24 protein-coding genes and 1 riboswitch are annotated in these 25,470 nt (G+C 66.3%); of the genes, 9 read left to right on the top strand and 15 right to left on the bottom strand.

Annotated elements, in window-relative coordinates; all coding sequences use genetic code 11:
* The first annotated feature begins 63 nt into the window (after positions 1-63).
* Positions 64-1,008: an ion transporter gene (locus BLQ28_RS18190; RefSeq protein ID WP_093242320.1), complete on the top strand. Its 945-nt coding sequence runs from the start codon at positions 64-66 to the stop codon at positions 1,006-1,008.
* Here BLQ28_RS18190 and BLQ28_RS18185 read toward each other — a convergent pair.
* The 4 genes from BLQ28_RS18185 to BLQ28_RS18170 all read right to left on the bottom strand — a co-directional run bounded on the left by BLQ28_RS18185 (position 953) and on the right by BLQ28_RS18170 (position 3,995).
* Positions 953-1,540: an IMPACT family protein gene (locus tag BLQ28_RS18185; RefSeq protein WP_093242318.1), complete on the bottom strand. Its 588-nt coding sequence runs from the start codon at positions 1,538-1,540 to the stop codon at positions 953-955. The genes BLQ28_RS18190 and BLQ28_RS18185 overlap by 56 nt on opposite strands.
* A 19-nt stretch (positions 1,541-1,559) precedes the next feature.
* Positions 1,560-2,147 (bottom strand): methionine biosynthesis protein MetW, encoded by a 588-nt coding sequence (gene metW, locus BLQ28_RS18180; RefSeq protein WP_093242315.1) that lies wholly within the window; start codon positions 2,145-2,147, stop codon positions 1,560-1,562.
* On the bottom strand, positions 2,144-3,298 hold the full coding sequence (locus BLQ28_RS18175; protein ID WP_093242313.1) for a homoserine O-succinyltransferase MetX: 1,155 nt from the start codon (positions 3,296-3,298) through the stop codon (positions 2,144-2,146). The genes metW and BLQ28_RS18175 overlap by 4 nt, the downstream gene beginning before the upstream one ends.
* A 133-nt stretch (positions 3,299-3,431) precedes the next feature.
* Positions 3,432-3,995 carry a TMEM165/GDT1 family protein gene (locus BLQ28_RS18170; protein ID WP_093242310.1) on the bottom strand — a complete coding sequence of 188 codons (564 nt, stop codon included), beginning with the start codon at positions 3,993-3,995 and terminating at the stop codon, positions 3,432-3,434.
* Positions 3,996-4,028: 33 nt separating this feature from the next.
* Positions 4,029-4,192: riboswitch (yybP-ykoY riboswitch) on the bottom strand.
* Between the two features lie 260 nt (positions 4,193-4,452).
* On the opposite strand from BLQ28_RS18170, the gene BLQ28_RS18165 reads away from it, so the two are divergent.
* On the top strand, positions 4,453-4,998 hold the full coding sequence (locus BLQ28_RS18165; protein WP_093242308.1) for an RNA recognition motif domain-containing protein: 546 nt from the start codon (positions 4,453-4,455) through the stop codon (positions 4,996-4,998).
* A gap of 90 nt (positions 4,999-5,088) precedes the next feature.
* Here the strand turns inward: BLQ28_RS18165 and BLQ28_RS18160 are convergent, their stop codons facing one another.
* The 4 genes from BLQ28_RS18160 to BLQ28_RS18145 are packed head-to-tail and all read right to left on the bottom strand — an operon-like array spanning position 5,089 to position 8,112.
* A complete protein-coding gene (locus tag BLQ28_RS18160) occupies positions 5,089-5,874 on the bottom strand; it encodes an SDR family oxidoreductase (RefSeq protein WP_093242305.1) in 786 nt (261 codons plus the stop codon).
* Between the two features lie 29 nt (positions 5,875-5,903).
* Positions 5,904-6,566 (bottom strand): LPS export ABC transporter periplasmic protein LptC, encoded by a 663-nt coding sequence (gene lptC / locus BLQ28_RS18155; protein WP_176801157.1) that lies wholly within the window; start codon positions 6,564-6,566, stop codon positions 5,904-5,906.
* On the bottom strand, positions 6,563-7,111 hold the full coding sequence (locus tag BLQ28_RS18150; RefSeq protein WP_093242302.1) for a KdsC family phosphatase: 549 nt from the start codon (positions 7,109-7,111) through the stop codon (positions 6,563-6,565). Before BLQ28_RS18150 ends, lptC begins: the two co-directional genes overlap by 4 nt.
* Positions 7,111-8,112 carry a KpsF/GutQ family sugar-phosphate isomerase gene (locus BLQ28_RS18145; RefSeq protein ID WP_093242300.1) on the bottom strand — a complete coding sequence of 334 codons (1,002 nt, stop codon included), beginning with the start codon at positions 8,110-8,112 and terminating at the stop codon, positions 7,111-7,113. Before BLQ28_RS18145 ends, BLQ28_RS18150 begins: the two co-directional genes overlap by 1 nt.
* 143 nt (positions 8,113-8,255) lie before the next feature.
* On the opposite strand from BLQ28_RS18145, the gene BLQ28_RS18140 reads away from it, so the two are divergent.
* On the top strand, positions 8,256-10,241 hold the full coding sequence (locus BLQ28_RS18140; RefSeq protein ID WP_093242297.1) for a monovalent cation:proton antiporter family protein: 1,986 nt from the start codon (positions 8,256-8,258) through the stop codon (positions 10,239-10,241).
* A gap of 133 nt (positions 10,242-10,374) precedes the next feature.
* On the opposite strand, the gene BLQ28_RS18135 is transcribed toward BLQ28_RS18140, so the two are convergent.
* From BLQ28_RS18135 to rpmH, 7 genes are all read right to left on the bottom strand, one after another.
* A complete protein-coding gene (locus BLQ28_RS18135; RefSeq protein ID WP_093242295.1) occupies positions 10,375-11,328 on the bottom strand; it encodes a zinc ribbon domain-containing protein in 954 nt (317 codons plus the stop codon).
* A gap of 112 nt (positions 11,329-11,440) precedes the next feature.
* On the bottom strand, positions 11,441-11,902 hold the full coding sequence (locus tag BLQ28_RS18130) for a Crp/Fnr family transcriptional regulator (protein WP_093242293.1): 462 nt from the start codon (positions 11,900-11,902) through the stop codon (positions 11,441-11,443).
* 99 nt (positions 11,903-12,001) lie between these two features.
* Entirely contained in the window at positions 12,002-13,408 is a 1,407-nt protein-coding gene (gene mnmE, locus BLQ28_RS18125; RefSeq protein ID WP_093242291.1) for a tRNA uridine-5-carboxymethylaminomethyl(34) synthesis GTPase MnmE, read from the bottom strand.
* A 72-nt stretch (positions 13,409-13,480) separates the two neighbouring features.
* The gene (gene yidC / locus BLQ28_RS18120; protein ID WP_093242288.1) at positions 13,481-15,175 is read right to left on the bottom strand and encodes a membrane protein insertase YidC; all 1,695 of its coding nucleotides are present in this window, start codon (positions 15,173-15,175) and stop codon (positions 13,481-13,483) included.
* Positions 15,172-15,459, bottom strand: a complete 288-nt coding sequence (gene yidD / locus BLQ28_RS18115; RefSeq protein WP_056574909.1) for a membrane protein insertion efficiency factor YidD — start codon at positions 15,457-15,459, stop codon at positions 15,172-15,174. Before yidD ends, yidC begins: the two co-directional genes overlap by 4 nt.
* Positions 15,456-15,899, bottom strand: coding sequence for a ribonuclease P protein component (locus BLQ28_RS18110; RefSeq protein WP_093242286.1), 444 nt, complete (start codon positions 15,897-15,899; stop codon positions 15,456-15,458). Before BLQ28_RS18110 ends, yidD begins: the two co-directional genes overlap by 4 nt.
* 86 nt (positions 15,900-15,985) lie before the next feature.
* On the bottom strand, positions 15,986-16,120 hold the full coding sequence (rpmH, locus tag BLQ28_RS18105; RefSeq protein WP_007834827.1) for a 50S ribosomal protein L34: 135 nt from the start codon (positions 16,118-16,120) through the stop codon (positions 15,986-15,988).
* 307 nt (positions 16,121-16,427) lie between these two features.
* On the opposite strand from rpmH, the gene dnaA reads away from it, so the two are divergent.
* The 6 genes from dnaA (at position 16,428) to BLQ28_RS18075 (ending at position 25,455) form a co-directional block, all read left to right on the top strand.
* A complete protein-coding gene (gene dnaA, locus BLQ28_RS18100) occupies positions 16,428-17,807 on the top strand; it encodes a chromosomal replication initiator protein DnaA (RefSeq protein WP_093242284.1) in 1,380 nt (459 codons plus the stop codon).
* Positions 17,808-17,931: 124 nt separating this feature from the next.
* Positions 17,932-19,038: a DNA polymerase III subunit beta gene (dnaN, locus tag BLQ28_RS18095; RefSeq protein ID WP_093242281.1), complete on the top strand. Its 1,107-nt coding sequence runs from the start codon at positions 17,932-17,934 to the stop codon at positions 19,036-19,038.
* A 134-nt stretch (positions 19,039-19,172) separates the two neighbouring features.
* Positions 19,173-21,794 carry a DNA topoisomerase (ATP-hydrolyzing) subunit B gene (gene gyrB / locus BLQ28_RS18090; RefSeq protein ID WP_093242278.1) on the top strand — a complete coding sequence of 874 codons (2,622 nt, stop codon included), beginning with the start codon at positions 19,173-19,175 and terminating at the stop codon, positions 21,792-21,794.
* A 1,157-nt stretch (positions 21,795-22,951) separates the two neighbouring features.
* On the top strand, positions 22,952-23,467 hold the full coding sequence (locus BLQ28_RS18085) for a hypothetical protein (protein ID WP_093242276.1): 516 nt from the start codon (positions 22,952-22,954) through the stop codon (positions 23,465-23,467).
* A gap of 121 nt (positions 23,468-23,588) precedes the next feature.
* Positions 23,589-24,074: a hypothetical protein gene (locus tag BLQ28_RS18080; protein ID WP_093242273.1), complete on the top strand. Its 486-nt coding sequence runs from the start codon at positions 23,589-23,591 to the stop codon at positions 24,072-24,074.
* 133 nt (positions 24,075-24,207) lie between these two features.
* A complete protein-coding gene (locus BLQ28_RS18075) occupies positions 24,208-25,455 on the top strand; it encodes a metallophosphoesterase (protein ID WP_093242271.1) in 1,248 nt (415 codons plus the stop codon).
* Positions 25,456-25,470 lie beyond the last annotated feature (15 nt).

Genomic DNA, 25,470 nt, shown 5'->3' with positions numbered 1-25,470 from the left:
CGTAACCGAATAAGTCGCTCCCGCGCATGACAATGGCCGCTCATGCCACCCAGGCCCTGGAAGATGACAAGCCCGAACACCGACTCCGCTCTCGCCGCACGCGCCATCTCGTCCACCACCGACGCCCGTTTCGACAAGCCTGCCAGCGGATGGCGGCGCACGCTGTTCACGGTGATCTTCGAGGCCGACACGCGGGCCGGGCTGCTGTTCGACCTGGCGCTGATCGCGGTGATCGTGACCAGCGTGCTGGTGGTGATCCTGGACAGCGTGCAGTCGATCCGCGAGCAATGGCGCCCTGTGTTCAATGCGCTCGAATGGGTGTTCACCATTCTCTTCACGCTCGAATACATCGCGCGGCTGTCGTGCGTGAACAAGCCGCTGCGCTATGCGCTGAGCTTCTATGGCGTGATCGACCTGCTCGCGCTGCTGCCGACCTTCCTGGTGGCGCTCGCGCCCGAACTGGCCTACCTGATCGACGTGCGCGTGCTGCGGCTGTTGCGCGTGTTCCGTATCTTCAAGCTTTCGCGTTACTCGGTGGAGTACCGCGCGCTGGTGCTGGCGGTGGCATCGAGCCGCCGGAAGATCACGGTGTTCGTCGGCTTCGTGATGCTGGTGGTGCTGGTGATGGGCACGCTGATGTACGTGGTCGAAGGGCCGACGCACGGCTTCACCAGCATTCCGGTGGCGATCTACTGGGCCATCTCGACGATGGCCACGGTGGGCTTCGGCGACCTCGTGCCCAAGACCGACCTGGGCCGCGCGATCGCCTCGGTGATGATGCTGCTGGGCTGGGGCGTGCTGGCCGTGCCCACCGGCATCGTGACGGCGGAGATGGCGCGGCGCGGACCGAACGACGATGCGGCACCTGCGGCCGTGGCGCCGCGCGGCATCTTCGCCATGACAGCGACAACGCCTGCACCTGCACCGGCACCAGCGGTACCGGCCAGGCGCGTCACGCCTGCGGCCAGACGACGCGCCCTTGCGCAGCATCGTCGAGGCGGGCGATGAAGGCATCGGCCTCGGGCGCGGGGAGCGTGAAGGCAAAGTGCACATCGTCGCCGTGCTGCACGTCGTCGAGCACCGCACCCACCGCCGCAAGCTCGCGCCGCACCAGACCTTCGAGCGCATAGGGCACCGCGCAACGCAGGCTGCGCTGCCGCACCAACGGCACGAGCGTGGCGCCCAGAAGAGCTTGCGCGATGGCATCGGTGTAGGCCCGCACGAGGCCACCCGCACCGAGCTTCACACCGCCGAAGTAGCGCACCACGGTCGCGAGCGAGCCTTCGATCTCCTGATGGCGCAGCACTTCCAGCATGGGACGGCCGGCTGTGCCACCGGGCTCGCCGTCGTCGTTGGCGGCCGACTGGCCACCGGCCATCAGCGCCCAGCACACGTGGGCAGCGGCAGGGTGCTCGGCACGCAGCGAGGCGACCACGGCCAGCGCAGCGGCCCGGTCGGACACCGGTTGCACGCAGCCGATGAAACGGCTCTTCTTGATGACCAGCTCGCTGTGAACCGGCTGCGCCAGCGTGAAGCTCATCCGGTGCGGTGCTCGCGGCTCAGCCGCCTCGCTCGAACTTGAAGACGGCCGTGCTGGCGCGCGCGTTCGGCAGCCAGCGCACGTCGCGCCCGTTCTGCAGGCCGAACGAATCGAGCACGCGCAGGTTGTTCTTGCCGGCCAGCACCTCGAAGTCCTTGAAGGTGCCGACGCGGATGTTCGGCGTGTCGTACCACTGGTAGGGCAGGCGGCGCGTCACGGGCATGCGGCCGCGCGCCACGCTCAGGCGGTTGGGCCAGTGCGCGAAGTTGGGGAAGGCGACGATGCCGAAGCGGCCGACGCGCGCGGTCTCGCGCAGCATCACCTCGGCATTGCGCAGGTGCTGCAGCGTGTCGATCTGCAGCACCACATCGAAGGAAGCGTCGTCGAACATCGCGAGGCCTTCGTCGAGGTTGAGCTGGATCACGTCGACGCCGCGGCGGATGCACTGCAGCACGTTGCCGTCGGCAATCTCCACGCCGTAGCCGGTGCAGCCGCGCTCACGCTGCAGCAGGTCGAGCAGGGCGCCATCGCCGCAGCCGAGGTCGAGCACGCGCGAGCCCTGGGGCACCAGCGCGGCGATCAGTCGTTGGGTGTCGAGGTCGCTCATTGGAATTCCTGCGCCACGCGTTCGAAGTAGGAGCGCACCACGCCCATGTAGCGCACGTCGTCGAGCAGAAAGGCGTCGTGCCCGTGCGGCGCATCGATCTCGGCGTAGCTCACGTTGCGGCGGTTGTCGAGCAGTGCCTTCACCAGTTCGCGGCTGCGCGCGGGCGAGAAGCGCCAGTCGGTCTTGAAGCTCACGAGCAGGAACTTGGCCGTGGCCTGCGCCAGTGCCTTGCTGAGCTGGCCACCGTGGCTGCGTGCGGGGTCGAAGTAGTCGAGCGCGCGGGTGATCAGCAGGTAGGTGTTGGCGTCGAAGTACTCGCTGAACTTGTCGCCCTGGTAGCGCAGGTAGCTTTCGATCTGGAACTCGACGTCCTGCGTGGAGTAGCGGTAGTCGAGGCCGACCGTTTCGCCCTCGACCGCGCTGCGCAGGATGCGGCCGAACTTCTCGTTCATCACGTCGTCGCTGAGGTACGTGATGTGGCCGATCATGCGGGCGATGCGCAGGCCGCGCTTGGGGATCACGCCGTGCTGATAGAAGTGGCCGCCGTGGAAGTCGGGGTCGGTCACGATGGCGCGGCGCGCGACTTCGTTGAAGGCGATGTTCTCGGCCGTGAGGTTGGGCGCGCTGGCCACCACCACGGCGTGCCGCACGCGGTCGGGGTACTGCAGCGTCCACGACAGCGCCTGCATGCCGCCGAGGCTGCCGCCCATGACGGCCGCGAGCGTGCGAATGCCCAGCGCATCCAGCAGCGCGGCTTGGGCGTCGACCCAGTCTTCGACCGTCACCACCGGGAAGTCGGCGCCGTAGATGCTGCCCGTGGCCGGGTTGACGTGCATCGGGCCGGTCGAGCCGAAGCACGAGCCGAGATTGTTGACGCCGATCACGAAGAAACGGTCGGTATCGACCGGCTTGCCGGGCCCGACCATGTTGTCCCACCAGCCCTCGGAGCGGGCCTGGCCCTCGTAGACCCCCGCGACGTGGTGCGAAGCGTTGAGCGCATGGCACACCAGCACCGCATTGCTGCGGTCGGCGTTCAACGTGCCATAGGTCTCGTAGGCGAGTGTGTAGTCGCTGATCGACGTGCCGCTGCGCAGGGCCAGCGGGCCCGCGAACTGCATCGACTGCGAAGTGACGACCAAAGGTGACGGCATGAATGAAAAAACCCGGCCTCGCCAAAAACGAGCCGGGTCTGCCGCGCCTGTCTTTAGCTGAATTTATAAAGCGCCCGCAAGCTGAAGCAAATCGGCGCAAGGGGCAGTATATCGCCCCATCGGATAACGACTGCTACCAGCCGATGATCATGATGATGCCGAGCACCAGGAAGATCGCGGCGGAGATGCCGTGCACGAGCTTGATGGGAACGCGCTTCACGATCTTGTCGCCCAGCCACACCACCGGTGCATTGGCCAGCATCATGCCCAGCGTGGTGCCGGCAACGACCCAGAAATAGTCCTGGGTGAAGCGGGCCGCGAGCATGACGGTGGCGATCTGCGTCTTGTCGCCCATCTCGGCCAGGAAGAACGCGATGACGGTGGTGCCGAAGACGCCGAATTGCGAGACGCCGGGGGCGTCGTCATCGTCGAGCTTGTCGGGAATCAGCATCCAGGCGGCCATCGCGATGAACGAGCCGCCCAGGATCCAGCGAAGGGCCTCGGCCCCGAGCCAGTGCGTGATGTAGTTGCCCACGGCACCTGCAAGGGCGTGGTTGACGATGGTGGCGGCGAAGATGCCGAGCACGATCGGCCAGGGTTTCCTGAAACGGGCAGCGAGCAAGAGGGCCAAGAGTTGGGTCTTGTCGCCCATTTCGGCGAGCGCAACTACGCCGGTTGCAACGAGAAAAGCTTCCATGATGAACGTGGGTTCCTTGGGCCGAAGGACGCAATTGACCGTGCAACACCTTCGGCCATATTTCCCGAAGTTGCACGGTCAAAGGTCTCGCCAGGTGTGTTCACTGCACGCGCCATGTCCTGTGTGGGGCAGGACAAGTCTGTTGACGCGGGCCCTTCTCGCAAATCGGAAGGCGGCTACTCCCCAATGACGGGGCGGATTCTACCTGTAACGCCAAGGACCTCTTCCCGATTCCGTAAGCGTGCGCTAGCTTTTAAAGTTTTGACAAGTGCTACCGCAAGAAGCAATTTTCTGCTTGCTTTTCGGATATTTCACCCATAATGCACGAGCCTCCCTCTTCATTTTGGTGGGGAGGCAGTTCGGTGATCGGTCAGTTTCGCGCGACTCGACGGCTCTCGTTTGAGTGATGCTTTCGGGACTCCATCGCTTTTCTTGATGTGTTTATAGGAGTCCCTTGATGGGCAACAAACTGTACGTCGGCAACCTGCCTTACTCGGTGCGCGACGGTGATCTCGAGCAGGCCTTCGGCCAGTTCGGCGCAGTGACCAGCGCCAAGGTCATGATGGAGCGCGACACCGGCCGCTCGAAGGGCTTCGGCTTCGTCGAGATGGGCAGTGACGCGGAAGCGCAGGCAGCCATCACCGGCATGAACGGTCAGCCCTTGGGCGGCCGCAGCGTTGTCGTCAATGAAGCACGTCCCATGGAAGCACGTCCCCCGCGCAGCGGTGGCGGCGGCTACGGTGGTGGCGGCGGTGGTTATGGCGGCGGTGGTGGCGGTGGCTACGGCGGCGGTGGTGGCGGCTACGGTGGTGGCGGCGATCGCAGCGGCGGCGGTGGTCGCTCCGGCGGTGGCGGCTACGGCGGCGGTGGCCGCAGTGGTGGCGGCGGTGGTGGCGATGGCGGTTTCCGCAGCCCCTACGGCGCTGGCCCCCGTGGCGGCGGCGGTGGTGGTCGCAGCGGTGGTGGCGGTGGCTACGGCGGTGGCGGCAACAGCGGCTACTGATCCACGCGCATCAACGCACCAAGACAAAAGGCTCCCTCGGGAGCCTTTTTCAATGGGTCTGCGCGTGGCGCCCTTTCTTCTTCAGCCTGTTCAGGCTTCCCCGCTGCGCTTCTTGCGCGCGCGGCCCTGCACCGCCCGGTCGAGCACGGCATTGGGCAGCATGCGCATGATCTTGGCGACCACGCCCATCTGCCACGGGATCACGCGGTAGCTCGTGCCGGCCTCGATGGCGCGCAGCGCCTGCGCGGCGAAGTCCTCGGCCTTCATCAGGAAGGGCATGCCGTAGCGATTGCCCTGCGTCAGCGGCGTGTCGATATAGCCCGGGCAGAGCGTGACCACCTTGACGCCGCTGTTGTGCAGTTCGCCGCGCAGGCTCTCGCAGTACGCGACCACGCCGGCCTTGCTGGCGCAATACGCGCCGTGCCCCGGCAGCCCGCGAATGGCGGCCACGCTGGCGATGCCGACCAGCCGGCCGCTGCCACGCTTCCTCATGGCCTCCACGAACGGATGGAAGGTGGCAGCCAGCCCGACGTTGTTGGTGGCAAAGGTCTGCGCCAGCACGTCGAGGTCTTCACGTTGCGCAGTGTCGATGCCGACGCTGATGCCGGCATTGGCGATCACCACATCGGGCAACCCCTGCTGCGCGATGCAGGCGGCGCCGGCGGCCACGATGCTGTCTGTCTGCGCCACGTCCGCGCTATAGACCTGATAGCGATCGGCACTCAATTGGCAGGCCTTGGCCCACGATTCGATCTCCCCCGTGCGCCGCGCGACCAACGCCAGGCGATAGCCCGCGTCGCTGAAGCTCGCGGCCAGGGCCTGGCCGATACCGCTCGATGCGCCGGTGATGAAAACAAGCGGAGAAGACGTGGTCATGCGTGAGTGGCTTCCGGGTTCTTCTTTTTTCAGCGCTTCTTGGCCGGCGGCGGCGCGAGCATCGCCGGCGACGGCATCAGCAGGCCGCGCACCCGGCCATTCAGGTTGGCCACGCCGCTCAGGTTGTCGTAGTCGAGCGTGTCGCCCGTGAACTGGTCGGCCCCGCGAATGAGGGTGACCGGCTTGTTGGACGTGACGCGCTCGGTGTCCAGGAAGGTGTGCAGGAACTCGCCACGGAATTCAAGGCGCGGCATCGGCTTGCCGTTGGGCCCCACGGCCGGGTCGCGAATGACGATGGCGTTGCCGAACAGCTGGATCTCGCTGCCGTCGGAATTCGACAGCCCGCGGTTGGCCGTCGAGCGGGTGACCAGCCCCTCGGGCGACACGGAGCGCATGCGCACCATGTCCACTTCGAGGGTGTCGGTGTCCGGGTAGTGCCGGCCTTCGGTGCCGTGAAGTTCGCTGCGCAGCTCGCCGCTGGGCAGGAAGTTCTTGATCACGAAGTCGCGCATGAAATAGTCGGGCTCGTGCGTGGGCGCGACCTTGGCGGCGGGCTCCAGCAGCTTGGGCGCATTGCGCACCAGCCAGTACGTACCGAGCGCCACGGCCGCCGTCAGGATGATGGGCAGGTAGATCGTTGCGCGGTCGAGCGCGTCGCGCACCAGGTTCCACGCGCGTTTGATGTCGGTCATCGGTTCGGGCCCATGGCCGCGTCGAGCAGCGGCCGGTACTGGCCGCAGGCTGTCAGAAGCAGATCGCAGAATTCGCGCGCCGCGCCTTCGCCGCCGCGTGCCCGGGTGACGTAGCGCGCGATGCCCCGCACTTCGGCATGCGCATTGGCGGGCGCCGCGGCAAAGCCGACGCGCGTCAGCACCGGCAGGTCGGGCCAGTCGTCGCCGATGGCGGCGGCCTGCGCCCAGCCGAAGCCCAACTGGTCGAGCATGGCCTGGGCGGCGGGCAGCTTGTCTTCGGTGCCGTAGCGCACGTGCTCGATGCCCAATGCTTCGAGCCGCACGCGCAGCGGCTTGGAGTCGCGGCCCGTGATCACGGCCGGCGTGATGCCGGCCTTGCGCAGCAGCTTCAGGCCGTAGCCGTCGAGGATGCTGAAGCGCTTGAGCGTCTCGCCATGCTCGGTGAAGTACACGCCGCCATCGGTCAGGACGCCGTCGATGTCGAAGAAAACGATGCGCACGTCCTGCGCGGCGAGCAAGGTCTCGGCCTGGAACTCGAGCGGCATCAGATGACCTTCGCGCGCATCAGGTCGTTGGTGTTGATCGCGCCGACGATCACGCCCGCGCCGTCGATCACGAACAGGCGGGTGATGCCGCATTGCTCCATCAGTTCGGCGGCTTCCACCGCCAGCGCGTCGACGCGGATGGTGCGCGGGTCGCGGTGCATCACGTCAGCCGCCTTGGGCGTGCGCAGGTCGGCGCCCGCTTCGATCAGGCGGCGCAGGTCGCCGTCGGTGAAGATGCCCGAAGCGCGGCCATCGGGCTCGACCACGGCGGCGGCGCCGAAGCCCTTGATGCTCATGGCCCGCATCAGCTCGCTGATGGTGGCGGACGGCGGTACGCGCGGCACTTCGTCGCCCGAGCGCATCACGTCGCTGACATGGGTGAGGAGCTTGCGCCCGAGCGCGCCACCCGGGTGCGAGCGCGCGAAATCTTCCGAGCCGAAGCCGCGCGCGTCGAGCAGCGCCACCGCCAGCGCATCGCCCATCGCCATCTGGGCGGTGGTGCTCGCGGTGGGGGCAAGGTTGAGGGGGCAGGCTTCCTTGGCCACGCCGGCGTCGATCACGATGTCGGCGTGGCGCGCCAGGGTGGAGTCGGCGCGGCCGGTCATGGCGATCAGGGGCACGCCCTGGCGCTTGACCACCGGCAGGATGACCGTCAGCTCGTCGACCTCGCCGCTGTTGGAAATCGCGAGCACCAGGTCGACCGACTTGATCATGCCGAGGTCGCCATGGCTGGCCTCGGCCGGGTGCACGAACATCGCGGGCGTGCCGGTGGAGGCGAGGGTGGCGGCGATCTTGCGGCCGACGTGGCCGCTCTTGCCCATGCCCATCACGACCACGCGGCCGCGAACGTCGAGGATCTTGCGCACGGCCTCCACAAAACTCGGGCCGACCCGGGTCTTCAGACCGAGGACGGCTTCGGCTTCGATGTCGAAGGTGACGCGTGCCCGAGCGAGGATGGCTTCGGGGTCGACCACAAGGGCCGGGGCGGGGCGGGAGCTCATCGCCGGATTTTACGGGCCACGGGCCTGTCCCCACGCCCGGCACTTTGTGCCCCTGGCTCCCCCCGGAGACGGTCGCCCGCGCCCTGGGTACCCGGTGCCTTCCCGAACGCGTGCGCACGGGTCTTGCTCTAGCATCGGCGCCTATGTCTTCGTTCGATCTCACGCTGTTGTATTTGCTGGCCGCGGTGATCGGCGTGGTGGTCTGCCGGTCGCTGAAGCTGCCGCCGATGCTGGGCTACCTGTCGGCCGGCGTGCTGATCGGGCCGCATGCGTTTGCATTGGCGCAGAACTCCGAGGGCATCCGCCACCTGGGCGAGTTCGGCGTGGTGTTCCTGATGTTCGTGATCGGGCTCGAATTCAGCCTGCCCAAGCTGCGCGCCATGCGCAAGCACGTGTTCGGGCTCGGCCTGCTGCAGGTGCTGCTGACGATGGCCTTCGCCACGATCGGCGCGCTGCTCATCTCCACGCAGCTGCCGCCCTCCTGGCGCCTGGGCTGGCAGACGACGCTGGCGTTGTCGGGCGCGCTCACCATGAGCAGCACCGCCATCGTGGTCAAGCTGATGGCCGAGCGGCTCGAACTCGAAAGCGAGCACGGCAAGCGCGTGATGGGCGTGCTGCTGTTCCAGGACCTGGCAGTGGTGCCGTTGCTGGTGCTGATCCCCGCACTCGGCGCGCCGCCCGAAGCACTGGCCAAGGCACTGGGCCTGGCGCTGCTGAAAGCGACCTTCCTGATCGGCGTGCTGCTCTATGGCGGCCCGCGCATCATGCGCTGGTGGCTCACGCTCGTGGCCCGGCGGCGCAGCGAAGAGCTCTTCATCCTGAACGTGCTGCTGATCACGCTGGGGCTCGCGTGGCTGACCGAACTGGCCGGCCTGAGCCTGGCGCTGGGCGCCTTCATCGCAGGCATGCTGGTGTCGGAGACCGAATACAAGCACCAGGTCGAGACCGACATCCGCCCCTTCCACGACGTGCTGCTGGGGCTGTTCTTCATCACGGTCGGCATGTCGCTCGACTGGCACATCGTGGTGGAGCGCTGGCTGCTGGTGGGCGTGCTGCTGGCGGTGCCGTTGTTGTTCAAGCTGGCGCTGGTGACGGTGCTGGCGCGCGTGCTGGGCGCCACCTCGGGGGTGTCGCTGCGCACCGGCCTTTACCTGGCGCAGGCCGGCGAATTCGGCTTTGTGCTGTTGACCCTGGCGCAAGAACGCAGCCTGCTGCCGCCCTGGCTGGCCAACCCGGTGCTGGCCTCGATGGTGCTGTCGATGCTGGCCACGCCTTTCATCATCATGTACAGCAACGCCATCGTGCGAAAGCTGGTGGCCAGCGACTGGCTGCAGCAATCGTTGCAGATGACCACCATCGCGCGCAAGACCATCAACACCGCGCAGCACGTGATCATCTGCGGCTACGGGCGCTGCGGCCAGAACCTGGCGCGCATCCTCGAGCGCGAAGGCATTCCGTACATGGCGCTCGACCTCGACCCCGACCGCGTGCGCCAGGCCGCCGCCGCCGGCGACTCGGTGGTGTTCGGCGACGCGGCCCGGCTGCAGGCCCTGATGGCGGCCGGCCTGGCCCGCGCCAGCGCGGTGGTCGTCACCTACCTCGATGTGCCGGGCGCGATGAAGGTGCTGGCCAACACCCGCGCCCATGCGCCGCACGTGCCGGTGATCGTGCGCACGCAGGACGACCACGACCTCGAGAAACTGCAGGCCGCCGGCGCCACCGAGGTCGTGCCCGAGGCCATCGAAGGCTCGCTGATGCTTGCAAGCCATGCGCTGGCGCTGGTCGGCGTGCCGATGCGCCGGGTGATCCGCGTGGTGCAAGACCAGCGCGATGCCCGCTACAACCTGCTGCGCGGCTACTTCCATGGCGCCGACGACGACAAGGCCGACGAGATCGACCACGAGCGACTCAACAGCTTCACCCTCACACCGGGTGCACGCGCGATCGGTCAGAGCCTTGAGCAGATCGCGTTGCCGACACTGAATGTGCGCGTGGCCAGCCTGCGACGCCACGACGGCCAGGCCCGCACGCCGGCCGGCGACACGGTGCTGTCGGACGGCGACACGCTGGTGCTGTCGGGCAAGCCCGCCGCGCTGTCGATCGCTATAGAGCGGCTGCAAAAGGGCTGATCGCCTGAGCCTGACGGGGTGGTTGTCCGCTCCATTTCACGGAAGTCATGGCGCCGGATCTGCCCGACGCCGGCGACCGCACTGGCAACGCGAAAGGCCTGCGCGACACGAAGTGCGCACAGCCAGCGGCGAGTTAGTTGATCAACGTGGGATTGCGCTTTTCTTCTTCGATGCGCTGTTGACGGCGCACCGCTTCACATTGCGCGTGCCCCTTGTATTCAGGCTTCAGGCACTGGGCGGCCATGCACTGCGCCCTGGCGATGAAGTTGCGGTCGCCGCACATGGCCATCGGTTCGGCCGCAGGCGCGGGCGTTGGCGGCGGGGCGGCCGCAACGGTCGGCGCAGAAGGCTCCGGGGCGCCCTGCGGCGGTGACGCAGCCGTCGCCTGCTTGCGCGGCTTGGCGGCAGGCTTGGGAGGAGGTGCCACCACAGGCGCCGGTGACGCTTCTGCTTCGGGCGTTGTCACCTGCGGCTGCACGGGCGGCTCGGCGGCGGCTGGCGCCGGCGGCGCTTCGACCGGCGGCGTTGCGACAACTGCGGCTGCCGGCTCCGAAACAGGCGGTGCCGTCTCTTCGGCGGCTGTCGGCGCCTTGCGCGTCCCATAGCCATACCAGCCCGCGACGATCATCACCAGCGCCACCACCAGCAGGCCCAGCCACAGCAGGATCACGCGCTTGCGCGGCGGCCGCTCGACCGGAACCGTCCGCCGGACCTTGACCCGGGTCTTCTTTCTTTCAGCCCGCTCGGCCCTGGCTGCTTCCGACATCGACGACGAACCAGCAGAAGACGGCGAGGGCGCACGCGACGGCTGGCCGGGCGCGGCAACGATGGTTCGCTCGTCTTCCGGCGGCACCGAAGGCGACTTGCCGAAGAAAGAACGCGAAGGCACGGGTTCGCCAGGATCGAACAGCGGCGCGGGAATGGTCGGCGCGCGCAACTGGGCCGGCGCGGTGGTGGCCCATTCGCGATCGGGGCTGGGTGCCGGTGGCATCCGGTCGGTCGTGGCGACCAGGGGGTCGCCGCAGCTTCTGCAGAAATTCGCGCCGTCACGGTTTTCCGTGCTGCAGACCGGACAGATCAAGGCCATGGCTTACTTACTGACTACTCTCGGAATCCAAAACGAAACCAGCGACGGCTGCCGCTGCGGGCGGATGCGGCCTGCATCGCGGGTGGGTCTGCTGGCGATGTGCCGCGAGGCCTCAGGTCACGGCGACGCGCTTGGAGCGGTGCCCCATGCGCTTGGCGATCACGGCGCCCAGCGCCATCGCGATTTCCAGCGCCATGTTGGGCTGCCGGTTCGACATTTCCGCAAAGCGGATCGCGTTGAGCCGCCACACACGGCCCGCGCCGGTCACCACCACATTGGCCGAATGCGGCTGTCGCGAGAAGAACGAGCCTTCGCCGACCACCGAGCCCGGCGTGAGCACGGCAAGGCGCATCTGCTCCTTGCTGCTGACGCGGTGCACGCTGATGGCGCCGCTCTCGATGAAGAACACCGAGCGGTCCGGCGTGCCCTGCTCGATCAGCACGTCGCCGACGCTCGTCTCGATGGGTTGCAGGTAGCCCGCGAGGGTCTCCCATTGCTGGACGTTGAACGTCAACGCGAAAGCGTCGAGGCTCGTGTTCTCCGCGATGGCGCGGCTCAGGTTCTGGATGGACATGTTTTCTCAACCCCGCATCTGTGCCGAAGTATCCGCGATGGCCATGAGATTCGGCTACAACTGTTTACGTTTTTGCCGGCCGTCTGTCGTCAAGTGTCGCTATTTCCCGATACAGAAGCGCGAAAAGATCACGCCCAGCAGATCGTCCGCACCGAACTCGCCCGTGATCTCGTTGAGCGCGTTCTGCGCGAGGCGCAGCTCTTCGGCCAGCAGATCGAGCAGTTGGGCCTGCGCCGCCAGGTGGCCAGCGGCCAGTGCGAGGTGCGTTTCGACCCGCCCCAGCGCCTGCACGTGGCGCGCCCGTGCAAGGTAAACGCCCTCGGGCACGGCCTGCCAGCCGGCCATCCGGAGCAATTGATCGCGCAGCGCCTCGATGCCGAGGCCGGTCTTGGCCGACAACGCGATGCCCTGCGCCGGCTGGGCTGAAGGCGCCGCGTCCTGCTTGTTCCAGACATCAAGCACGGGCACGCTCGCGGGTAGCTTCTGGCGCAGGCCGCGAAGGATCTCGGCATCGGCTGCGGCGTAGTCGGGCAGGTCGGCGCGCGTCAGGTCGTGCAGGAACAGCACGGCATCGGCGCTCTCGATCTGGCCCCAGGCGCGCGCCACGCCGATCTGCTCGACCTCATCGCTGCTTTCGCGCAGGCCGGCGGTATCGGCCACATGCAGCGGCACGCCGTGGATCTGGATGGTCTGGGAGACCACATCACGCGTCGTGCCAGCCACCGCACTCACGATGGCCAGCTCGGCGCCGGCCAGCGCATTGAGCAGCGAACTCTTGCCCGCATTGGGCTGCCCCGCGATCACGACCTTGATGCCTTCGCGCAGCAGCGCCCCCTGGCGCGCACGCAGCTGCACGGCTGCCAGCTGCGATTGCAGCTTCACCAATTGCCCGGCCGCATCGGCCTTCTGCAGAAAGTCGATCTCTTCTTCGGGAAAGTCGAGCGTGGCCTCGACCAGCATGCGCAGGTGGATGAGCGCATCGCGCAGCGTGTGAATCTCGCGCGAGAACGCGCCTGACAGCGAGCGCCCGGCACTGCGCGCGGCGGCCTCGGTGCTCGCATCGATCAGGTCGGCGATCGCCTCGGCCTGGGCCAGGTCGATCTTGCCGTTGAGAAAGGCGCGCTGGCTGAACTCGCCCGGCTCCGCCACGCGCAGGCCGGGCAGGCGTGGCCGGCCCGTGATCGCATCGGGTTCAGCGGCCGCTTCGAGGCAGCGTGACAGCAGCAGTTGCAAGACGACCGTGCCGCCATGGGCCTGCAGTTCGAGCACGTCTTCGCCGGTGAAGGAATGAGGCGCCGGAAAGTGGATCGCCAGGCCGTGGTCGACCGGCTCGCCGTCCGCGCCCCGAAAGGGCAGGTACGTGGCCTCGCGTGGCTTGAGCGCGCGGCCGCAGAGGGCGTCGATCAACGGTGCCAGCCGTGCACCCGACACGCGAACGATGCCGACCGCCCCGCGCCCCGAGGCGGTGGCGATGGCGACGATGGGATCGGTGGTGCGGGCGAGCATGGTGCGGATTCTTTCAGCAAAAAGGGCCGCTTACGCGGCCCTTTGTCGGATGGCTGGAGAGGTGTGCGGCGACTACTTGGTGCCCAGCACGCCCAGCCGCTTGTTGATGAACCACTGCTGCGCGATCGACAGCACGTTGTTCGTGATCCAGTACAGCACCAGGCCGGCCGGGAAGAAGATGAACATCACGCTGAACGCGAGCGGCATGATCCACATCAGCTTGGCCTGCATCGGATCGGGTGGCGTCGGGTTGAGCCAGGTCTGGAACAGCGAAGTGGCCGTCATGACGATCGGCAGGATGTACCAGGGGTCCGGTGCCGACAGGTCGGTGATCCAGAGAATCCAAGGCGCATGGCGCATTTCGACCGACGACAGCAGCACCCAGTAGAGCGCGATGAACACCGGGATCTGGATCACGATGGGGAAGCAGCCGCCCATCGGATTGACCTTCTCGGTCTTGTAGATCCGCATCATCTCCTGCTGCATTTCTTGCGGCTTGTCCTTCAGCCGCTCGCGCATTTCCATGATCTTGGGGTTGATGGCCTTCATCTTGGCCATGCTGGCGTAGGCCTTGGCGTTGAGCCAGTAGAAGGCCGCCTTCAGCAGCACCACCAGCGCCACGATCGACCAGCCCCAGTTGCCCAGGATGCCGTGCAGCTGGGTCAGCAGCCAGTACAGCGGCTTGGAGATGATCGCGAAGATGCCGTAGTCCTTCACCAGGTCCAGGCCCGGGGCAATGGCTTCGAGCTTCTTTTCTTCTTCAGGACCGGCGAACAGCGCACTGTTCACGACCTGCGTGGCACCCGGGGCGATCTTCGGCAGCGTGGCCACCATGGCCACGGTGAAGAGGTTGTCGCCCAGGTCCTTCACGCGGAATTCGCGGCGCAGCTGTTCGCTGGCCGGGTCGCCCTTGAGCAGCCAGGCCGACGCAAAGTAATGCTGCACCATCGCGATCCAGCCGTCGTTGGCCGGCGGCGGTGGTTCGATCTTGCCCTTGGCGATGTCCTTGAAGTCGAGCTTGTGGAACTTCTTCTCGTTGGTGTACGCGGCCGGGCCGGTGAAGGTGTTGGTGCCGAACATGGTGCCGGCGGCCACGGTGCCGTGACGCAGCAACTGCAGGTACAACTGCGCGTCGCGCGGCTGGTCGCTCACGTTGATCACTTCGTGGCGCACGCCGATGACGTAGTCGCCGCGGTGGAACACGTAGGTCTTGATGTACTTCAGGCCGCCAACGGGCGCGCTCTCGAAGCTCACTTCCAGCGTGTTCTGGCCGTCGGCCATCTCGCGCGGACCGGCCTTCGGCGTCATCGGCGTCAGGTGGTTGGGGAAACGCTCACCGGTGTCGACCTGGTTCAGGAGGCCGGTCTGCGCCACATAGCGCGTGGCCGCCGAACCGTTCTCGAACAGCACGACACGCTTGGTGCGGTCGGCTTCGTCGTACTTCTGCAGCTCCAGGTGGTTGACCGTGGCGCCTTCGCTGTCGATCGTGGCCTTGAACAGGTCGGTGGTCACGGTGACCTGCTCACGGGGAGCGGCCGCAGCGGCTTGCGTGGGCACGGCACCGGCGTTGCCGCCGGCGGCTCCGGAGGCGGTCGGCACGCCGTTGTTGGCGGCGGGCGTGCTGCCCGGGGCGGCGGCCACCGCGGCGGGCTTGCTCGACGGCAGGAAGGTCGGCTTGTTGCCGTTGAAGACCTGCCATTGGTCCCACAGCAACACCAGCGAGAACCCAAAAATCACCCACAGGATCGTGCGGCGGATATCGTTCATGACGAAGACTTCTTGTCGGAGGAGAGAAGAGACGAAAACAGCGATCCTGACTTGTCAGTGCGACGCTGAGATTTCGGTGGAACCGGATCGTGGCCGCCCTGGCACCAGGGCTGGCAGCGCGCGATGCGGTGCAGAGTGAGGTAGCTGCCCTTGAGCGCGCCATGCACCTCTAGCGCCTCGATCGAATACACGGAGCAGGTCGGCGTGAAGCGGCACGACTGGCCGAGCCAGGGGCTCAGCAGCAGACGGTAGCCCTTCACGAGGCCGATCAGCAGGCGTTTCATGAGGAAGAGGAAGAAGAAGGCGCGGACGGGGGGCGCTCGGAACGCTCGCGCGGCGGGGGCGCCGGCCGGGCGGCCCGCGCCAGCAACTGCTGGAGTTCGGCGCGAACGGCGGCCTTGAGCTTGTCCGAAGAGGCGCTCACGAATTCCTTGCGATCAAAGCCCGCGCGCAGCCGCACCACGTGCGCGGCACGAAGCAGGCCGACGTCGGGCGCGGCGCTCACGGTATAGATCTGGCGCTTGATGGCGTTGCGCGTGACCGCGCGACGCGCCCAGCGCTTGGGCACCATGGCGCCCAACCAGACATCGTCGGACGCGAATAACGGCTGTGCGCTCGATGCGAGATCGAGCGCACAGCGGTGCAATGCGAAATGAGCAGTGCGCGCCACGGTGGCACCTGCGAGGACGGCCTGGAATTGCGCGCGGGTCTTGAGCCGCTGCATGGAAGCCGGGCCGGGCACGCCGGACGCGTTGGCTGCGGGAGCCTGCGCTGGCGTGTCGGCTGCTGGCAACGGCAGGTGGGCTGCCGTCAGACAGCCAGGCGCTTGCGGCCCTTGGCGCGGCGTGCGTTGATGACGGCACGGCCGCCGCGGGTCTTCATGCGGACCAGGAAGCCGTGGGTACGGGCGCGGCGGACTTTGGAAGCTTGATAAGTGCGTTTCATGGTGATTTCCTAATTCCCTGTTCACGCTGATCCTTCGCATGTAAAGCATGAAGAACCTGCGGGGCGCCGGGGGAGCGTGTTTGGGATGGCCCCCGAAAGACGCAAGAGGTTTTCAGGGAAACCCGCAATTATCGCAAACATTGGCGCCCGGAACAATCTTCGACTGGATTTGCGGGCCTTTCACCATCTTCGGCAGCGTGTGGATAAGGTTTTGACAAGTTAGAATGCCGAGCGCCTTCCAGCAGAGAATATCCACAATACCTATACCAAGAAATGCCCGAAGGTTTCCTCACTTTTTCAAGCGCCCATGTCAACTGACGGCATCGGCGAGAGCCTCTGGCAGGCCTGCGTCGACCAGCTCGCGCAGGAGCTGTCCGAGCAACAGTTCAACACCTGGATCAAACCCCTGACAGCGCAGGTCGCCGACGACCTTTCGCGCATGACGGTGTTCGTTGCCAACCGCTTCAAGCTCGATTGGATCCGGGCCCAGTACGCCGGCAAGATCGCCGCCATGGCCGAGAAGATGTATGGCCAGCCGGTGGCCGTCGAGTTAGCGCTTGCTCCTCGCGAAGCGCCCGTACGTTCTGCCCCTGTGGCAGTCATGACCGAAACGGACGTGCCCCGCGACGTGGCCGGCCCCGGCGAAGAACCGGCGGCTGCCGGGTTCAAGAACCGCCTCAATTCCGGCCTCACTTTCGACACCCTGGTCGAGGGCACGGCCAACCGCATGGCGCGCGCCGCGGCCATGCACGTGGCCGGCATGCCGGGCCATCTTTACAACCCGCTTTTCATCTACGGCGGCGTCGGCCTGGGCAAGACCCACCTGATGCACGCTGTGGGTAACCGGCTGCTGGCCGACAAGCCGGATTCCAAAGTTCTCTACATCCACGCCGAGCAATTCGTGTCGGATGTGGTCAAAGCCTATCAGCGCAAGACTTTCGATGAGTTCAAGGAGCGCTACCACTCGCTCGATCTGTTGCTGATCGACGATGTGCAGTTCTTCGCCAACAAGGACCGGACGCAGGAAGAATTCTTCAACGCGTTCGAGGCCCTGCTCGCCAAGAAATCGCACATCGTGATGACCAGCGACACCTACCCGAAGGGCCTGGCCGACATCCACGAGCGGCTGGTTTCGCGTTTCGATTCGGGCCTCACGGTCGCCATCGAGCCGCCCGAACTCGAAATGCGCGTGGCCATCCTGATCAACAAGGCGCGCGCCGAATCGGCCGAAATGCCGGAAGAAGTGGCCTTTTTCGTCGCCAAGAACGTGCGCTCCAACGTGCGCGAGCTCGAAGGCGCGCTGCGCAAGATCCTGGCTTACTCGCGCTTCAACCAGAAAGAGATCTCGATCGCCCTGGCGCGCGAGGCGCTGCGCGACCTGCTGTCGATCCAGAATCGCCAGATCTCGGTCGAAAATATCCAGAAGACAGTGGCCGATTACTACAAGATCAAGGTCGCCGACATGTACAGCAAGAAACGCCCGGCCAGCATTGCGCGGCCACGGCAGATCGCGATGTACCTGGCCAAGGAGCTCACGCAGAAAAGCCTGCCGGAAATCGGCGAGTTGTTCGGTGGGCGCGACCACACGACGGTGCTGCACGCGGTGCGCAAGATTTCGGGCGAGCGCCAGCAGCTCACCGAACTCAACCAGCAGCTCCACGTGCTCGAACAGACGCTCAAGGGCTGAAGCCGGATGTCGTTCAAAGTGTCCCTTCGGACAGCGGAGAATGGCGCCTTCGACGGGGCGGGTGAGGCCTCGATCTACGACCACCAGGCAGATTCAAAGAGATAAAGAGAAGAGGTAAGCAGACATGATCGTTTTGAAGGCAAACCAAGACAAAGTCCTCGCCGCGCTGCAGTCGGTGGCGGGCATCGTGGAGCGGCGCCATACCCTGCCGATCCTGGCGAACGTGCTGATCCGCAAGACCGGTGGCCAGCTGCAGCTGACGACCAGCGACCTCGAAATCCAGATCCGCACCACCGCCGAACTCGGTGGCGACGAAGGCAACTTCACCACGACCATCGGCGCGCGCAAGCTGATCGACATCCTGCGCACCATGCCTTCGGACCAGACCGTGAGCCTCGAATCGAGCGCAAGCAAGCTGGTGCTCAAGGGTGGCAAGAGCCGCTTCACGCTGCAGTCGCTGCCCGCTGAAGACTTTCCGCTCGTGCAAGAGGCCGCCAATTTCGGCCCCGTGTTCAGCGTGCCGCAAAAGACGCTGAAAGACCTGCTCTCGCAAGTCTCGTTCGCGATGGCCGTGCACGACATCCGCTACTACCTGAACGGCATCCTGTTCGTGGCCGAAGGCAAGCAGCTGAGCCTGGTGGCCACCGACGGCCACCGCCTGGCCTTCTCGTCGGCCACGCTCGACGTCGAAGTGCCACGGCAAGAAGTGATCCTGCCGCGCAAGACCGTGCTCGAAATGCAGCGCCTCTTGTCCGACGCCGAAGGCGCCATCGAGATGCAGTTCGCGAACAACCAGGCCAAGTTCAGCTTCGGCGGCATGGAGTTCGTCACCAAGCTGGTCGAGGGCAAGTTCCCCGACTACAACCGCGTGATTCCGAAGAACCACAAGAACACCGTCACGCTGGGCCGCGCGCCGCTGCTGGCCAGCCTGCAGCGCACCGCCATCCTGACAAGCGAAAAGTTCAAGGGCGTGCGCCTGAACATCGAGCCGGGCACGCTGCGCATTGCATCGAACAACGCCGAGCAGGAAGAAGCGCAGGACGAACTCGACATCGACTACGGCGGCGACGCCATCGAGATCGGCTTCAACGTGACCTACCTGATCGACGCGCTGTCGAACATGGACCAGGACATGGTCAAGCTGGACCTTGCCGATTCGAACAGCTCGGCCTTGTTAACCATCCCCGAGAACGCATCTTTCAAGTACGTCGTGATGCCGATGCGTATCTAGAAGACACACCACACAGCGCCTTGCGCACACAGCCCGCGGCCCTCCGCGGGTTTGCGCTTTAAAGAGGCGGCGAATTGAGCTTTTGAGAGCCCGAAAAATCACGTGAATGCCGTGAGAGATAGAGGAATATCCGAATGAGTGCAGAAGAAAACAAGCCCGAAGTGCCGCACACCGAGCCGGTCTACACCCCTGAGATCCAGGTCGTGGCGCCCGAAGGCATACCCGCCGACACCAGCTACGGCGAAGGCTCGATCACGATCCTCGAAGGGCTTGAGGCCGTGCGCAAGCGCCCCGGCATGTACATCGGCGACACCTCCGACGGCACCGGCCTGCATCACCTGGTTTTCGAAGTCGTCGACAACTCCATCGACGAAGCGCTCGCGGGCCATTGCGACGACATCGTCGTGACCATCCACAGCGACAACTCGATCTCGGTCACCGACAACGGCCGCGGCATTCCCACCGGCGTGAAGATGGACGACAAGCACGAGCCCAAGCGCTCGGCCGCTGAAATCGCGCTCACCGAACTGCACGCCGGCGGCAAGTTCAACCAGAACAGCTACAAGGTCTCGGGCGGCCTGCACGGCGTGGGCGTGTCCTGCGTGAACGCGCTGAGCGTGAAGCTGCGCCTGATCGTGCGCCGTGAAGGCAAGATCCACGAGCTCGAATTCAGCCGCGGCTTCGTGCAGAACCGCCTGCTCGAAACCGTGAACGGCTTCGAGGTCTCGCCCATGAAGATCATCGGCGACACCGACAAGCGCGGCACCGAGGTTCACTTCCTGCCCGACACGGAAATCTTCAAGGAAAACAACGATTTCCACTACGAAATCCTGTCCAAGCGCCTGCGCGAGCTGAGCTTCCTGAACAACGGCGTGCGCATCCGCCTGAAGGACGAGCGCACCGGCAAGGAAGACGACTTCTCGGGCGCCGGCGGCGTGCGCGGCTTCGTGGAGTTCATCAACAAGGGCAAGACCGTCCTGCATCCGAACTCGTTCTACGCGGCGGGCGAGAAGCCGGCCGACACCTACGGCGGCATCCCCGGCACGCACATCGGCGTCGAAGTCGCGATGCAGTGGAACAGCGGCTACAACGAGCAGGTGCTGTGCTTCACCAACAACATCCCGCAGCGTGACGGCGGCACCCACCTCACGGGCCTGCGTGCCGCGATGACGCGCGTCATCAACAAGTACATCGAAGAGAACGAGCTGGCCAAGAAGGCCAAGGTCGAAGTGACCGGCGACGACATGCGCGAAGGCCTGTGCTGCGTGCTGAGCGTGAAGGTGCCCGAGCCCAAGTTCTCGAGCCAGACCAAGGACAAGCTGGTGTCCAGCGAAGTGCGCGCGCCGGTGGAAGACATCGTCGGCCGCCTGCTGACCGACTACCTGCAGGAGCGCCCGAACGACGCCAAGATCATCTGCGGCAAGATCATCGAGGCCGCCCGCGCCCGCGAAGCCGCCCGCAAGGCCCGCGAAATGACACGCCGCAAGGGCGTGCTCGACGGCATGGGCCTGCCCGGCAAGCTGGCCGACTGCCAGGAAAAAGATCCGGCGCTGTGCGAGGTCTACCTGGTGGAGGGTGACTCCGCCGGCGGCTCCGCCAAGCAGGGCCGCGACCGGAAGTTCCAGGCCATCCTGCCGCTGCGCGGCAAGATCCTGAACGTCGAGAAGGCACGCTACGAGAAGCTGCTGACCAGCAACGAAATCCTCACGATGATCACCGCGCTGGGCACCGGCATCGGCCGCGCCGGTGCGAGCACGGCGGGCGGCGGCGCCGACGACTTCAACGTCGCCAAGCTGCGCTACCACCGCATCATCATCATGACCGACGCCGACGTTGACGGCGCCCACATCCGCACGCTGCTGCTCACCTTCTTCTACCGGCAGATGCCGGAGCTGGTCGAGCGTGGCCACATCTACATCGCGCAGCCGCCGCTCTACAAGGTGAAGGTCGGCAAGGAAGAGCAATACCTGAAGGACGGCCCCGCGCTCGACGCCTTCCTGCTCAAGGTGGCGCTGAAGGACGCGAGCCTCCAGACCGGTGGCACGAATTCCACCACGCTGAGCGGCGACACCCTGGGCGAGCTGGCGCGCAAGCACCAGGTGGCCGAAGCCGTGATCGCGCGCCTGCGCAACTTCATGGACGCCGAAGCCCTGCGCGCCATCGCCGATGGCGTGGCGCTCGACCTCGACACCACGCCCGCGGCCGAAGCCTCGGCCGTCGCGCTGCAGGCCAAGCTGCGCGAGCTCAACACCACCGGCGTGCCGGCCGAGGTGACGAGTGAATTCGACGCCCGCACCGACAAGCCGCTGCTGCGCATCAGCCGCCGCCATCACGGCAACATCAAGAGCAGCGTGCTCACGCAGGACTTCGTGCACGGCGCCGACTACGCGGCATTGGCCGAGGCCGCCAACACCTTCCGCGGCCTGCTGAGCCCCGAAGGCGCGCTGGTCAAGCGCGGCGAGGGCGAGCGTGCCAAGGAAGAAAAGGTCGACGACTTCCGCCAGGCCATGAAGTGGCTGATCGGCGAAGCCGAACGCGCCACCTCGCGCCAGCGCTACAAGGGCCTGGGCGAAATGAACCCCGAGCAGCTGTGGGAAACCACCATGGACCCGACCGTGCGCCGCCTGCTGCGCGTGCAGATCGACGACGCGATCGAAGCAGACCGTGTGTTCACGATGCTGATGGGCGATGAAGTGGAACCGCGCCGTGAGTTCATCGAGCAGAACGCGCTGCGGGCTGCGAACATCGACGTCTGATCCGGATGCCGGCTGGACCCGGTCGGCCATACCGGGTCGCCTTCAGCTGAACGTCGCCGCCGTTTCGGGCAGCCCAGCCTGAACTGCCTGTCTCGCAGGCGTTTGCGCTCATCGCGCAGCCAGTCTTGCGAGTACGTGCCCTGCGGTTGGCGCGCGGCGGCGTCGATCGACTTGATCCGTTCGGCAAGGCCGCTGCATTCGGCCATCGCGTTGGCAGCGTTTTGCGCCACTTGCCGCTCGTACTGCAGCTGTTGCGCGGCGATGGCCGCGTTGTTCCGGTTCGATGCCTCGCGCTGCTCGAGGCTCATGCCATCCGCCAGATTCACGTCGCGCTGCAGCCAGACTGTCGTCGCGCGCGAGCCTTCGGGGCAGGGGCCGTCCGAGTAGGCGGCCTTGCCCGATGGCGTCAGGCACTTGGTCACTTCGAAGGCATCGGGCGTTGCGGCACGCGGGGAGGTCTCGGGCGGGGTGGGCACGGAGCGTGCCGTTGCCGAGGTCGGGCTCTCGGCCGGAGAACCTGCGGTCGACGCACCCGACGGTCGCACCGCGCGCTGCTGCGCCAACAACCACTCGGCGCCGAGATAGAGCAGGTACACCGTCAGCACTGCCAGCACCAGCCACAGCACCCCATGGCGCTCCGGCTTCGGCCGCAGGCGCTGTTCCCACGCCGTCATCGCCTCGCGGCGCTCTTGCAGCGGATCGGGTTGGTCTTCGGGGCTCATGGCCTTGCAGTATCTACGCTGATGCGACCTCGCCGACGCCGCGCAAGACGGGGCCAGCCAACGCTTCAGCGCGCGTCGGAGCTGGCCCACGGGCGCCCGCCTTCTTGAACGCCTTCGCCGTCGATCCAAAGACCGGGCGACAGCCTCTTTTCTGCGCCCGAGTCCCCTCTTGCCCGCGCCCCATGCACCGCCGCAAGCCCGGATCCATGCGCAAACCCCGAATCGCACCCCAAACACCGCGTCTCAGGGTTTCCGTGAGGTGACCGTCATGAAATTGACTTCTCCCCCGTCACACGGTCGTCACCAGCTATGAAAACAATAGCATTCAACTTTCGACCGAGGATCCTTCCTCGTAAACGCTATATCTAGCCCGACTCTTGCTAAGCAAAATCCTCGACGGATTTCACGTCACGCAAGATCGAGGACCACACAGCAATGAACCCATCGCGTCTCCGGCGGCCTCTGGCCGCGCTGGTACTGGGCGGTACAACAGCATTCCTCGGGGCCATGTCTTCGGCCCACGCGTTCTCGAACCCGCCCATCCAGGTGGCGCAGGGTATCGAATACATGTGCGGCGGCACCGCCAAAGACGAAGCCGCCTTCATGGAAATGGTGTCGCCGCGCTGGGCCGCCACCATCGAATTCGGCGTGAGCGACGGCAAGGGCGCGCAGCAGCCGGGCTTTCCGGCCAAGGCACTGATCGAGGTCCGCCAGAAGTACACCGGCCAGGTCGTGATGGACGTGCAATCGCAGGGGCCGTACATGCTCGCGCGCCTCAATCCGGGCGCCTACGACGTGAACGTGACGCTGGGCGGGCTGACGCTCACGCAGTCGCTGGTGGTGATTGCCGGGATGCCGGCGCGCGCCTCCTTCGTCTGGCCGTCGAATTTCGACATGGCCTCGGTCACGCCGCCGCTGCCGCAGGCGCTGGCGCAGACAGCCGCACGTTGATCCAGCAGTGACCCGGGCGCGCCCGCGCGGCGTGCCTGCGGTCGGTCAGACTTTCCTAAGCCGTGCGCCGCACAGTGGCGACGTGGCCTCTTGCCACAAAGACAAGGAAAGGATCCAGACCATGACCTCCCGTTTCCCATCGCGCACGCGGCCGCTGGCGGCTGCCATGCTGTTCGGCGCCGTTCTGCTGGGAGCGCTCTCGTCGGCCCACGCGACGGTGAACCCGCCGATCTACATGACGCACGGCGTCGAATACATGAGCGGCGGCATCGGCAGCGATGAAGCGCAGCTGATGGAAACGGTGTCGCCACGCTGGCCCGCGACCTTCGAGTTCGCGGTCAAGGATCACAAGAGCGCCGATTTCGCGGCCAACGTGCACGTGACCGTGCGCGACGGCAGCGGCACGGCGCTGCTCGACAACGTAGTGTCGGGCGGACCGTTCATGGTGGCGCGGCTGGACCCGGGCAACTACGAGGTCGAGGCGCGGCTCGGCAGCCAGGTGCTCAAGCAGCCGCTGCACGTGCTGCCGGGCGCCGCCGCCAAGGCCACGTTCGTGTGGCCGGCGGGCACCGACATGGCTTCGGCCGGCACGCGCGCGGTGCAGTAGCGTGGCGAAAGTGGGCGCAGGCATCGGTTCTTGCGGATGCCGGCCCATGGGCTTTCTCTGGCTACAACGCCCGCTATCCGGGCGCCTTGCGCTATAGAAAAAATAGCGATTGCAGGGCCTTCGGGCGCCTTGAATGCGCGGCATGCGCCTTGCAGATGGTGTATCCCGGGCAGTGCCCGAACCCATTGCCCCGATGCCGATCCGTCCCCTGAGCGCCCTGACCGCGCTGTTGCACGTCTATATCGCGCTGCGCCTGCTGCCCGCGCTGGCCGTGCTCACGCCCGCATGGCCGCTGGCGCTGCTCGCGCTCGTGGTGTCGGCGGCGACGATTCCCTTGCCCTTCGTGTCGCGCCGCATCGGGCGCCGCGGGTCGACGGATGAAGTGCTCAAGTGGGTCGGCCTGATCAGCATGGGCTGGTTCTCGTCGATGTTCGTGCTGACGCTGGTGCGCGATGGCGGCCTGCTGCTCGCATGGCTGGCCAGCGCGCTGGGCGGCCTGCAGGTGCCGTGGAACGCGCTGCGGCCGTGGAGTGCGCTGGCGGTGCTGGCCATGGCCACGGCGACGTCGCTGATCGGCTTCATCAATGCGCGCCGCACCGCCGGCGTGAAGCGGGTGGACGTGCCGATCCGCGGCCTGCCGCAAGCGCTGGAAGGCTTCACGATCGCGCAACTGAGCGACATCCACGTGGGCCCGACGATCAAGAGCGCCTACATCCAGCGCATCGTCGACGCGGTCAACCGGCTGGGTGCCGACACCATCGCGATCACCGGTGACCTCGTGGACGGCAGCGTGCCCGAGCTGCGCGAGCACATCGCGCCACTGGCCGGGCTGCGCGCACGCCACGGCACCTTCGTGGTCACGGGCAACCACGAGTACTACGCGGGTGCGCACGCCTGGATCGACGAGCTGCGCCGGCTCGGCCTGAAGGTGCTGCTGAACGAGCACGTGGTGCTGCAGACGCGCAACGTGCGCGGCGCGCAGACCGACGAAGAGCTGTTCGAAAGCGCGCTGGTGCTGGCCGGCGTAACCGACTTCACCGCCGGGCACTTCGACGCGGCGCACGCCAGCGACCCGCACCTTGCGCTGTTCGACGCGCCGCCGCTGGTGCATACCCGCGTGCTGCTCGCGCACCAGCCGCGCAGTGCGCCGCTCGCGGCAGCGGCGGGCTACCAGCTGCAGTTGTCGGGCCACACGCATGGCGGCCAGTTCTTTCCGTGGAATCTCTTCGTGCCGATGCAGCAGCCCTTCACGGCGGGCCTGCACCGGTTGCATGACATGTGGATCTACGTGAGCCGGGGCACCGGCTACTGGGGCCCGCCGAAGCGCTTTGGCGCGCCTTCTGAAATCACGCTGCTGACGCTGGTGCCTGCGCGGGCCTGAGCGTCGTCGTCTTTC

Source organism: Variovorax sp. EL159, from assembly GCF_900100965.1.
Lineage (GTDB): Bacteria > Pseudomonadota > Gammaproteobacteria > Burkholderiales > Burkholderiaceae_C > Variovorax.
Note: the sequence above shows the minus strand (reverse complement) of the source record. Positions and strands in the feature narration are given on the sequence as shown.